Genomic DNA, 12,516 nt, shown 5'->3' with positions numbered 1-12,516 from the left:
TAGTTTCATCCATATATCAAAAATGGGCTGATTGATTCAGCCCATTTTTGTTTCATCAGGTATGATAACTTATCCTACCGTAATAATTGATAAGGAAAACAATGAAACAAAGTACCTTTATGGCATGGATAACTCGTTTGCCATTGTTAAAGAGATGGGCATTGATGCACTGTTTTCAAGAAGAAAATGTTTCAGAGCATTGTCATCAAGTTGCCGTTATTGCGCATTTATTGGTAGTAATTAAAAACACACGCTTTGGTGGCACACTAAATCCTGAAAAAGCTGCGACTTTAGCACTTTACCATGAAGTATCAGAAACCAAATTACAGGACATCAACTCAAATACAAAATACCATAATCCAGAATTCACCAAAGCATTTAAGCAACTAGAAGATTTAGCCGAAAAAGAATGCCTAGCCACCCTACCAGAAGACTTACGCGCAGCAATGGAGCCATTGATTGTGCAAGCTGAGGTTGATCCTGAATATAAAGCCATTGTAAAAGCGGCTGATATCTTACAAGCCTACGTCAAAACTAAAAATGAGCTCAGATTTAATAACAATGAATTTGAACATGTAAAACAAAATCTAGATCGCAAATTGGCAGAACTTGAAGCAAGCATGCCGGAAGTAAAATGCTTTATCGATATTTTCCTCGATAGCTGTACGACAACCTTAGATAAATTAAGTGAAGTGAAGTATTAATAAGCAATCCGTACTCACCCTTTTAACTCCTTAGTAGAAACACCGATTACAATTGCAGTATATTGTTTTTTATCTTGGTTTAATTTAGTGAACACGTATTCAAGGCATTTAAAAAACTTGTTATTTACACTATGATTAGCCAGCTAATTTATAATTCAGATCGGAAGTAATATGGACAAGCAAGTGAGCTCTCGCAGTACCAAAGAAAAAGCCCTTAGACTTAATTTGGACGACAAAAAATACGGCACGATTGTAGAAATTGGTGCAGGCCAGGAAGTGGCGCGTAATTTTTTCGTAGCAGGTGCCGCCGCTGGGACGATTGCTAAAACTATGTCAGCTTATGACATGAAGTTTTCCGATGCAATTTATGGCGTACAACAAAATGGCCGTTATGTGAGTAAAGGCCGTGTACTTGCCATGATGGAGCAAGAATATGACTTAGTGGTAGAACGAGTTGCCGATGTACGCTCTCGCTCATCACGATACTTTAGTTATGCTGCCACTGTTGCCGCTAAAAGCTTTAATCGTGACAATGAATGTCATGCTTGGTGTGGCGTTAGAGTACAAATGTATCCAGGTGCAGAGCCTTCAAATATTGTGGTTCATGTCCGCATGTTTGATGATAATGCAGAAGCACAGCAGCATGCACTGGGAATTCTTGGTGTGAATTTAATTTATGGCAGCTATTATTATTTTGAAGATCCTAAAAAATTAATCGATTCGCTAACCGATAACATGAAAGCCAATCGTATTGAGATTGACTCGATTGAGTTTCAGGGTCCCTATTTTGAAGATATCGATAATAAAGCTAAAAACATTCATTTAATTCGCAGTTGGAAAACCCGCGCGGTGATGTTTAAACCCGATGGCAGTATTGGTGTACCGGCAGAAATGCTGTACAAGAAAAACGTCCTTACCATTCGTGGATCATTTAAACCTGTCACCAAGTTAAATGTTGATATGATAGAGCAAGGTCAAAAGGCGTTTTCTGAATTAGAAGGTGTTGATGTTGATAACACTATTTTAATCGCAGAAATCTCCTTAAATGATTTACAAGGACATGATGCCAACATGTCTGAAAAAGACATTCTTGAGCGAGTCCGCTTACTGAATTTGCTCGGTTATAACGTGTTAGTGTCGGATTATACCCGTTACTTTTCATTACGCGCCTATTTCCGTCAATTCACCAATCACCAAATTGGAATCGTTGTCGGGATGATCAACATTAAGCAAATTTTTGATGTTGAGTTTTATCGCGGTCTTGAGGGCGGTATTTTGGAAGGTTTTGGTAAACTATTCCCTGATAATACCCGTTTGTTTGTATACCCAGAACTTGATGATAAAGGTGTATTAAACGACTTATCTAATGTGACTGTACCTTCAAACCTACGCTACTTGTATCGCCATCTTGTCGAAAACGATTTCATTAAAGGCATTGAAACCAGCAATATTGAACTATTCAGTATTTATTCTCGTGAAATCCTTAAGCAGCTTGCTCGCGGCTCGGATGAATGGCAGCAAGCGTTACCTGACAGTGTTGTTGATGAGATTATCAAACACAAATTATTTGGCTATCGTGGTTAACAATCAATGTAGCGTAACTGATTAGCACTTTCTGACTAATTAGGCTTCAAACAAATTAATCTCATGAAATTGGATAGCGAAAGGCCATTTACTTAGGGTAAATGGCCTTTTTTGCATTTTGGGTCAAATCAATACTGCCTATTCACTGTACAGTTGCTCATTGTAGCTTAGTGCTACATTAGCCCAATCGAAACGCGCTTGGTATGCAGCAAGCTTAATATTAGCCAAGGTCTCAGTATCACATTCTAGACAATCCTTAAACTGCTCAACAAAGTGCTTCGCTTGCTCTGCAGCATCAATACCATCAAATACCCAGCCATTTTGCTGATGTAACACAGTATCCTTTAAGCCCCCCACAGCATGCACTAAACAGGGCTGTCCGTGCTTCATTGCCAACATTTGGCTTATTCCGCAGGGCTCAAAACTGCTGGGCATTAAAAACAAGTCACCTTGCTGATATAAGTCATCTGACAGGGCTTCATCATAACCATTTAAGAAAAGGCAATTAGTATGTTGAGCTGCAATAGTTTTAATTTGATTCGATAAGAACTCATCGCCACTGCCCAAAATGATCATCATGGCTTCTGGATTATGCGAATACAAATCACTCAGTATTTGTGATAATGCCGATTTACCATTGGTCAATTTTTGCAAAAACAACATCACTTTTTGCGAGGTTAAGCGTCCAACGGAGGTGATCAGTAAACTGGCATTGGCCGTTTTACGTGCCGCTGACAATTTTATTAAGTTTTGCTGCAACCTTTGACTGGCAATAAAATCAGCACTACTGACAGAGGCCTTATGTGCCTGCCATTTAATCAAGGCATCTTGGGCTTTATTGAGCAAAGACAGTCTTTGTTTTACCTGAATGGCTTTGTCATTAGCATGGCTATTCTCAGCGTAACTGCAGCCATTGATAATCCCCACCAGCTGATGTTGATCCGCTTTGTGTTGCAAGTCTTGCTCTAAGCCCTCTCCGCCAACAAAACCTTTTTGTGGTTCTGATTGTTGTAATATTTCTTTGGCATAGGTGGGCGACACTACATGTACCGTATCACTCAATACTATGCCCATGCGCATGGGGTTAACGCAGCTACTGTAACGCGGATCCAGTATGGCTTTTGATAACCATTGATTTTGATGAAGCGAATCAACCGAAAACCATCGTGCAAACCAATGGCAGAAAGACGATTTCTCCCCAGAAAAGGGTCTAATGCCTTGTAAGGCAAGATTGTGGATCGTAAAAACACACTTTATGGTTTTTAACGGGGCAAACTCTGTCACCACCGCCCTTAACATGGCTATCATCGCACTATGCCAGTCGTGTAAGTGCATCACCTGATAATCACCCAGTTTGCGTTCTAATAAAGCCTGCGCAACCGCTAAACTGAACAAGGCGAATTTATTGGCATCATCGGCAAAAGGCCTATCTGCGCTTCCCTGAGTGTATATACTGCCATCATCTTGATTGAACAATGGGTGCGCAAACAAATACACCCAATTTTGTTGCTGATTTGCCGTTGTATTACTGTCAGCTATCAAGGGATCTGCGGGAATTACAGCGTGTTTTGATTCTGGCCGTAACATTTTATAAATAATGACTGTCTCAGTACTATTTCCATAGGAGACGTCGACTTCTGCCGTCTTTGTTGCTGCGTAAAAGTCTTTTAAAAAACCGTATTCTGGCATTGCCACATCAGCAGAAACTGCACAAGTATTTAATGCCACGGGAAGATCGCGAATAACATCCCCCATCCCCCCGACTTTGGCGTTAATCAGTGCATCGTTTTCTGCGGCAACAAGTAACACTTTTTTCATCAACAATCCTTATTCGTAGCCAACAGCAAGGCCAAGCATTTTACGGGTCACTAAGGTAATGCCTTTTTCGGACACCCTGAAACCTCGAGCTTTATCATGTTCATGGTTGTAACCAATCTCCATACCCTCAGGAATGATACAGCCGCGATCCAGTATCGCATTTTTGATTTTGCAGTTTTTTAGCACCACGACATCTGGTAACAACACCGAATCCTTCACTAAGGAATATGAACAAATGCGCACTTCATCAAATAACACACTGCGTTTAACCTTGGCGCCTGAAATAATACAGCCACCCGATACAATCGAATCAACCGCCATGCCGCGACGGTCTTCATCATCAAACACAAATTTCGCCGGTGGTAATTGTTCCTGATAGGTCCAGATAGGCCACTTAGCATCATAAAGATTCAATGCCGGCGTTGGCGATAATAGCTCCATGTTGGCTTGAAAAAATGAATCCAACGTCCCTACATCACGCCAATATGCGGGTTCATCTTCAATTGCACTCACAAATGGGAACGCATAAACATTATGTTCTTTAATGATTTTAGGGATAATGTCTTTGCCAAAATCACGTTCTGAACCTTCACTAACAGCATCTTTTTTTAATTGGTCGAATAAGAACTTAGTGTTGAATACATAGTTACCCATAGAGGCTAAACATTTGTCAGGTTTGCCTGGAATAGGTTTGGGATGCAGAGGTTTTTCTTCAAATCCAATAATACGATTATTTTCATCAACCTCCATCACCCCAAAAGCACCTGCCGCTTCTTCTAAAGGCACTTCTAAACAGCACACTGTCATATCTGCATTAGATTCAGAATGTTCAGCTAATAAACCCGCATAGTCCATTCGATAAACATGATCGCCCGATAAGATCATCACGTACTTTGGTATTTCATGGCGAATAATGTCAATATTTTGAAAAACCGCATCGGCAGTACCTTCATACCAGTTACCCGAGGTTTGCTGTGATGCGGGTAATATCTCAACCGATTCGCCTAATTCCTTTTTAAAATGACCCCAGCCTCGGGTGACATGACGGATCAATGAGTGCGATTTGTATTGCGTCACCACTCCCACTCGTCTAATGCCTGAGTTAATACAATTCGACAACGGAAAATCAATAATCCTAAATTTACCGCCAAAATATAACGCCGGTTTTGCACGCCAATCGGTTAACTCATGTAAACGAGATCCCCGGCCACCAGCTAAAATGATCGCATAAGTATCACGCGTTAAATTACTAATATAACGAACACTTTTATTCATACTACTCACTCCGTGAAAATCATGGTTAAATCGGGTGCTTACGTCCCTGTGTTATGCAATGTCCATCTTGCTGGCCATCATTAGTTTTACTGGTTGTGGCTTAATCGAACGACTCCTTAAGCCAGATATGTTGTTGATACCCTTCAATTGTCTTATCACTTGAAAATCGACCACTTGCCGCAGTATTGCGAATACTGGTTTTCTGCCATTGGGTTGGTTTGGCATAAAGCGCGGATACCTCTGCCTGGGCGCGACAATAATCATCAAAGTCCGCTGCAAGCATCCACTGGTCGTTTGGATCACAAATCGCATCAATGATGTTGTCGAAAATACCGGGCTCAACGAGGTTAAAATGTCCCCCGCGCAGCATATTCAACACTCCTTGTAATGCAGGTGATTTGTCGATGTAGGTTTGTGGGTTGTACGAAGCTTTTAGTTGCTGAACTTCAGCGGTGGTTAAGCCAAATAAGAAGAAATGTTCTTTACCCACTTCCTCTATCATTTCTACGTTGGCACCATCTAACGTCCCTATTGTGAGTGCACCGTTCATCATGAATTTCATATTGCCAGTGCCAGAGGCTTCTTTGCCCGCTGTTGAAATTTGTTCAGATAAATCGGTACCAGGACAGATTTTTTCCATCGCGCTGACGTTGTAATTGGGTAAAAAAGCCAAACGAAGATAAGGCGTGACTAACGGATCGTTATTGACCATGTGTGCAACGTTGTTGATTAATTTGATGATTTGTTTCGCCATGGCGTAACCTGGCGCAGCTTTGCCGCCGATTAATACACAGCGAGGAGCCATGTTTGCGGTATCACCATTGAGAATCCGTTGATATAAATGAATAACATGCATCACATTCAGCAATTGACGTTTGTATTCATGAATGCGTTTAACTTGCACATCAAACATCATGTTCGGCTCAAAACGAACGCCACTTTGTTCGAACACAAAATCCGCTAGCACTTGCTTATTAGCTTGTTTTACTTCTGCCCATTTTTTTACAAAGGCTTTATCAGCAGTAAAAGCATTCAACGCGGTTAAGTGCGATAAATCATGGATCCACTCGTTACCTAAATGACGGGTTATCAGTTCAGTTAACCGCGGATTACAATTGACTAGCCAGCGTCTTGGGGTGACCCCATTAGTACGGTTATTAAACTTATGTGGCCATAACTGGTAGAAATGATTAAACAACCCTGCTTTGAGTAGTTGAGTATGCAACCCTGCCACGCCATTGACCGAAAAACTCCCAACAATGGCCAGATAGGCCATTCTCACCTGTTGCTGTTGGCCCTCTTCAATAATTGACATTGCAGCTAACTTATTACTATCACCAGGCCATTTGTGGGCTACTTGCTCCAGAAATCGAGCGTTGATTTCATATATAATCTGCATAATGCGCGGCAACATATGCTGCATTAACGATACTGGCCAACGCTCAAGTGCCTCTGGCAATAATGTGTGATTGGTATAAGCCATACATTGGGAGGTAATTTGCCAAGCGTTATCCCAACCTAAACCATAAACATCCATTAGCAAGCGCATTAATTCCGGCACCGCAATACTGGGATGCGTATCATTAAGTTGAATTGCATTCATAGCGCTAAACTGGCTAAAATTATCACCATAAACAGCCACATAGCGTGCAAGTAAATCTTGTAAGCTTGCCGAGCTTAAAAAGTATTGCTGACGTAAGCGCAATTCTTTGCCATTCTCGCTGGCATCGTTGGGGTACAGCACCATGGTAATTTGTTCAGCAAGGTTTTTATCTGCTACCGCTTCAGCATAATCACCGTCATTAAACTCGGCGAGATCAAAGTCATCATTGGCCTCTGCTTTCCATAACCGCAATGTATTGATGCGCCCATTACGGTATCCAGGAACGGGCATATCATAGGGCACGGCTAATACATGCTGACAATCCTGCCAAACATGTTGAGTGTGACCCGCTTTGTCTTGATAACTGGTGCAATGGCCAAAAAATGGTACGGAAACTATACGGTGCGGCATTCTTACTTCCCAGGGATTCCCCTGACGAAGCCAGCGATCGGGCTTTTCTACCTGGTAGCCATTGACAATTTTCTGGGCAAACATGCCATATTGATATCGAATACCATAACCCGTAACCGCTAAATCTAAGCTGGCACAACTATCAAGGAAACACGCCGCTAAACGTCCTAAGCCGCCATTACCTAAACCAGCATCATGTTCACATTCTTCAATTGTTTCTAAATCCACCGCATATTCAGTTAGCAGCGCTTTAGTGTCTTGAGTTAAGTCTAAATTCAATAACGCATTGCCTAAGGCGCGGCCCATTAAAAACTCTAACGACAAGTAAGCCACTTGTTTTTGTTCAAATTGATTATCTTTAAGGCGCGTATTTCGCCATTGGTCTAGCATTTGCTCTTTAACCCCAAATGCTAAGGCATCAAATATTGCCGAATTTGCCTGCTCGTTATGACACAATCCATAGCGAATTTGGCGTGCTACACCTGCTGATAAGGTGTAGCAGGGCTCACAGGGAACCTTAGTGGTATGAACATGCTCACTTTGTTGTGGTGTTGGTTTAACGGGCTTCTTTGAACGAGCACTTTTAGTGACTGTCATGTTCAACTCCTTGAAAATTGCAATGAAAAATCATTAAACTGCGGGACTGTAAACGGTATTGACCATCTGGGTTAATCACATTCGATTGTCCATCGGTATTGTCTTGTGTGTGCAAAAGGCACGCCCATGCTTGAAAATGCGTTAACTTAGGCAAACTGAATGTGTGCTGAGTATCATCGGCATTGAATAGCAGTAATAAGGCCTGAGTATTTTCTGGCACTGCACCGATGTCGTTCTCAAGTAAGTTACCAGTGACAATCACACTTAAGGTTTTGCAGTGGTATTCCCCCCACAAGACTTTGGTCATCGGCTCGCCTAACTTATTGAACCAAGCTATGCCGTTATCAAATAATGCTTGAGGTTGGTGGATAAATTGCTTATGACATAACAACGGAAATTGTTTGCGTAGCTTGATAAGCTGGCGGGTAAAATCAACTAGATCCCAATCAATTTTTTGCCAGTTAAACCAATTCTCAGGAGTATCTTGGCAATACGCATTATTGTTACCCTGCTGGCTATGCCCTGCTTCATCACCCGCCAACAGCATAGGTACGCCATGGGACAATAATAACGTCGCCAGAAAATTGCGTTTTTGTCTTAATCTAACCGTGTTTATCGCTTCATTATCGGTTTCACCTTCAATGCCATAATGGCAACTGAAGTTTTCTTGATGTCCATCGCGATTCTCTTCGCCATTAACTTCATTATGTTTAGCTTGATATGTCACTAAATCATGTAAGGAGTAGCCATCATGGCTGGTAATGAAGTTAATACTGGCAGAAGGGCCACGGCCATTATGTTCAAATACGTCGCTGGAACCATGAAATCGTTTAGCAAACTCTGATAACATGGCATCGTCACCACGCCAAAACCGACGCATAGTGTCTCTATATCGATCATTCCACTCACTAAACACCACGGGGTAATTGCCTAATTGGTAACCACCAGGACCAATATCCCAAGGCTCAGCAATTAATTTCACCTGACACAACACAGGGTCTTGCATCAGGGCATCAAAAAATCCGCTACCGGGATCAAAACCATAGTGTTCACGGCCCAAGCAACTGGCCAGATCAAATCTAAAACCATCTACCCCCATCACTTCTACCCAATAACGTAATGAGTCCATTACCAACATCAGCACTTGTGGATGATTTATATTGAGGGTGTTACCGCAACCCGTATCATTAATGTAAAATCGGGCGTCATTAGGCATCAGCCGGTAATAGCTGGCATTGTCGATACTTCTGAAGTGATAACTTGGGCCAAGATGATTGCCCTCAGCGGTATGGTTATAAACCACATCTAAGATCACTTCGATACCTGCCTGATGCAGACTTGATACCATTTGACGAAACTCACTAATATCATCTGAGCTGAGATAGTGCGGATGGGGAGCAAAAAATCCTACTGTGTTGTAGCCCCAGTAATTGGTCAGCTTTTTCTCTATCAAGAAAGGTTCATCAACAAAAGCATGAACGGGCAGTAATTCTATTGCTGTTACCCCGAGTTGGCTGAGGTAATCAATCACCTCAACGCTGCCTAGCCCCGCAAATTTACCGCGGCTTAGCTCACGCAATTCAGGATGTAATTGAGTAAAACCTTTCACATGGGTTTCATATACAATGCTGTGGTTAAGCTCGCGCTTTATCGGTGCAATCTTTATCTTGGCAATAGCTTGCGTATCCACTACCACAGATTTTGGTACATAGGGTGCATTGTCTTTGGTGCAAAATGACAAATCAGCGTTTACATCACCAATATCATAGGCATAGATAGCATTATCATATTTCAGCTCACCCACCAGTTGTTTAGAATAGGGATCAATGGCCAATTTATGATGATTGAATCTATGGCCTAATTCAGGCTGATAAGGGCCAAATACTCGATATCCATAAACTAATCCCGCCTGTGCCCCCACTAATTCACCATGCCAGATATGATGGGTTTTATGCGTTAATATATATTGCGCGACTTCGACATGCGTTTCAGGGTCGAACACACATAACACCACCTTAGTGGCATTGGCAGAAAATAATGAGAAATTGACACCATGCTGAGTCATCGTTGAACCAAGCGGATAAGGTTTGCCAGCACTCAAGCTGATTATGCTGGCAGTACCTATTGGTTGAGGTCCATTTTTGGGTGTATTCATCGCCATTGAGTCCTTTGTTGTCAAAGCCACGTACTTACCTTTGTTGGGACATCCTATTTTGACAAGTCATTGCTCAAGTCAATGTCCGCCTGTAAGTCCACCTTAGCTTCTATTGGCGTCAAGAACACACAAGCCAATGGCGGCACAGTAATGAGCGCGCTAAACGGCTGACCTTGCCATGCCAGTTCTTGAGGGATAATAGGGTTTTCATTAACGACATTAGCGCCGTTATAGCAGGCTTTATCGCTGTTTAATGCCTCTTCATAGATAACATCATGAGGTAAACCAATACGAAATCCGTGCTGAACCTGAGGTGTCATATTCACTACAACCACCACGTGTTGATCTACCGCTTGTGCAAATCGGGCAAACACCAACACACTATTGGCATCGTTATGACAATCTAACCAACTAAAACCAGTGTGCTGATGGTCTAAAGCAAACAAAGCAGGAGTTGCTTGATAGAAGTGGTTCAAATCACGCACCCAATCTTGAATGCCCTGATGTGGTAAATATTCAAGTAAGTGCCAATCTAAACTTTGATTATGATTCCACTCATTACGCTGAGCGAATTCACTGCCCATAAAGATCAGTTTTTTACCCGGATGCGCCCACATGAATCCGAAATAGGCGCGCAAAGTTGCAAATTTCTGCCAATCATCACCTGGAATTTTGGCGATTAAAGCACCTTTACCATGCACCACTTCATCATGGCTTAGTGACAAAATAAACTGCTCGGTGAAAGCGTAAACCAGTCCAAAGGTCAGCTCGTTATGATGGTATCGACGATATAATGGATCGCGACGAAGATAACTTAAGGTGTCATTCATCCAGCCCATATTCCATTTATAACCAAAACCCAAGCCATGATGCTCAGTACTTTGGGTAACACCGCCCCAGGCTGTCGATTCTTCAGCTATCATATCGATACCCGGAAATGCTGCGTACATCAGGGTGTTTAAGCGTTTGAGAAAGGCAATAGCCGCTAAGTTTTCACGACCACCAAATTCATTAGGCAACCATTGGTCATCGGCGCGGGAATAATCTAAATACAGCATCGAAGAAACCGCATCGAGTCTTAAGCCATCAAAGTGAAACTCGCTTAACCAGTAATGGGCATTACTGAGTAAAAAGCTTTGAACTTCAGCTCGGCCATAGTTAAAAATCAGCGTATCCCAGTCAGGATGTTCCCCCAAACGAGGATCCGCATGTTCATATAAGCAGGTACCGTCAAAATGCGCTAAACCATGGGGATCTTTCGGAAAATGTGCAGGCACCCAATCTAACAGCACCGCCAACCCTTGTTGATGACACTCATCAATAAAGGCTTTAAGCCCGTTAGGCTGACCAAAGCGATAAGTCGGCGCAAACAGTCCTACAGGCTGATAACCCCATGAGCCATCGAATGGATATTCACTGATTGGCATTAACTGTAAATGGGTAAATCCCATTTCTATTACATAGGGGATCAGTTCATCGATGAGTTGTTGATAATCATAGTAATCCTGTCCTGAATCCCCTTTGCGTCGCCATGAGGCTAATTGCACCTCATAAATTGACATAGGTTGTTGATGACTTTGACTGGCTAAGGTATCTCTTTTGTGCTGGCGCTGGCTTAACCACTGTTGGTCTTGCCATTGATAATGCCCTTTTTCAGGCACAACAGAGGCGTTACCCGGCGCAGCCTGCATCATGCGAGCATAAGGGTCGGACTTTTCAATGCGATGACCATTGGTTAATTCAATATTGAATTTGTAGTGCATGTGAGGCTCTACATCAGCAATGAAAATATCCCACAAACCACTAGCGGGATGACGACGAAGTATATGTCGATGTGTATCCCAATGGTTCATATCCCCCACTAGCGAAACCTGCTTGGCATTGGGCGCCCATACACAAAAATGTACTCCGTCAATGCCCTGATGATTTTTCCAGTTAGCGCCTTGAAATTGATAGGCACTAAACTGATTACCTTCATTGAATAAATACACATCCTTATCGTCTAACAAGGAACAAAATTGATAGGGATCAATGATATCTTCAACGCTTAACGGATAAGTCACCCGAAGTACATAAATAAACGGCTTTTTACGTCTAGGTATAATGGCGGAGTAAAAACCATTTGGGTGGAGGTTTTCTAAACTTGCAACCTTCCGATTCGTCTTTAAATCAATAACATCCACATTTAAAGCTTGTGGCAAAAAACAACTCACCACTAAGGCATTTGAATCAGCTTGACGGTGCATTCCTAGTACAGAAAAAATATCAATATATTGTCCATGACTGATCGCTTCGGCTATTGCTGCATTAATATTAGGGGCATTCGTGGTCATCATATTGGCTTCCATAAAATGATTTTGTTGTCGCTC

The 12,516-nt window shown here is 42.2% G+C and carries 7 protein-coding genes; 2 read left to right on the top strand and 5 right to left on the bottom strand.

Annotation, left to right across the window (positions count from 1 at the left end):
- Positions 1–101 precede the first annotated feature (101 nt).
- Entirely contained in the window at positions 102–704 is a 603-nt protein-coding gene (gene yfbR, locus ORI98_RS08545; RefSeq protein ID WP_261298142.1) for a 5'-deoxynucleotidase, read from the top strand.
- 171 nt (positions 705–875) lie between these two features.
- On the top strand, positions 876–2,288 hold the full coding sequence (locus ORI98_RS08540; RefSeq protein WP_306134942.1) for a TonB-dependent receptor: 1,413 nt from the start codon (positions 876–878) through the stop codon (positions 2,286–2,288).
- 138 nt (positions 2,289–2,426) lie between these two features.
- Here the strand turns inward: ORI98_RS08540 and ORI98_RS08535 are convergent, their stop codons facing one another.
- From ORI98_RS08535 to glgB, 5 genes are all read right to left on the bottom strand, one after another.
- On the bottom strand, positions 2,427–4,106 hold the full coding sequence (locus ORI98_RS08535; RefSeq protein WP_306134941.1) for a glycogen synthase: 1,680 nt from the start codon (positions 4,104–4,106) through the stop codon (positions 2,427–2,429).
- A 9-nt stretch (positions 4,107–4,115) separates the two neighbouring features.
- Complete coding sequence (gene glgC / locus ORI98_RS08530) at positions 4,116–5,381, bottom strand: glucose-1-phosphate adenylyltransferase (protein WP_261298139.1); 1,266 nt, start codon at positions 5,379–5,381, stop codon at positions 4,116–4,118.
- Between the two features lie 100 nt (positions 5,382–5,481).
- Positions 5,482–7,992: a glycogen/starch/alpha-glucan phosphorylase gene (locus ORI98_RS08525; RefSeq protein WP_306134940.1), complete on the bottom strand. Its 2,511-nt coding sequence runs from the start codon at positions 7,990–7,992 to the stop codon at positions 5,482–5,484.
- On the bottom strand, positions 7,979–10,147 hold the full coding sequence (gene glgX, locus ORI98_RS08520) for a glycogen debranching protein GlgX (RefSeq protein WP_371931142.1): 2,169 nt from the start codon (positions 10,145–10,147) through the stop codon (positions 7,979–7,981). Before glgX ends, ORI98_RS08525 begins: the two co-directional genes overlap by 14 nt.
- A gap of 53 nt (positions 10,148–10,200) precedes the next feature.
- A complete protein-coding gene (glgB, locus tag ORI98_RS08515) occupies positions 10,201–12,483 on the bottom strand; it encodes a 1,4-alpha-glucan branching protein GlgB (RefSeq protein ID WP_306134939.1) in 2,283 nt (760 codons plus the stop codon).
- Positions 12,484–12,516: the final 33 nt, after the last annotated feature.

The organism is Shewanella sp. ULN5, from assembly GCF_030731885.1.
Classification (GTDB): Bacteria; Pseudomonadota; Gammaproteobacteria; order Enterobacterales; family Shewanellaceae; genus Shewanella; species Shewanella holmiensis.
This window is presented reverse-complemented; position numbering and strand designations above follow the sequence as displayed.

Coding starts and splice junctions, on each gene's coding strand:
- yfbR (WP_261298142.1), top strand. CDS start 102: ATGAAACAAAGTACCTTTATGGCATGGATAACTCGTTTGCCATTGTTA.
- ORI98_RS08535 (WP_306134941.1), bottom strand. CDS start 4,106: ATGAAAAAAGTGTTACTTGTTGCCGCAGAAAACGATGCACTGATTAAC.
- glgC (WP_261298139.1), bottom strand. CDS start 5,381: ATGAATAAAAGTGTTCGTTATATTAGTAATTTAACGCGTGATACTTAT.
- ORI98_RS08525 (WP_306134940.1), bottom strand. CDS start 7,992: ATGACAGTCACTAAAAGTGCTCGTTCAAAGAAGCCCGTTAAACCAACA.
- ORI98_RS08540 (WP_306134942.1), top strand. CDS start 876: ATGGACAAGCAAGTGAGCTCTCGCAGTACCAAAGAAAAAGCCCTTAGA.
- glgX (WP_371931142.1), bottom strand. CDS start 10,147: ATGAATACACCCAAAAATGGACCTCAACCAATAGGTACTGCCAGCATA.
- glgB (WP_306134939.1), bottom strand. CDS start 12,483: ATGATGACCACGAATGCCCCTAATATTAATGCAGCAATAGCCGAAGCG.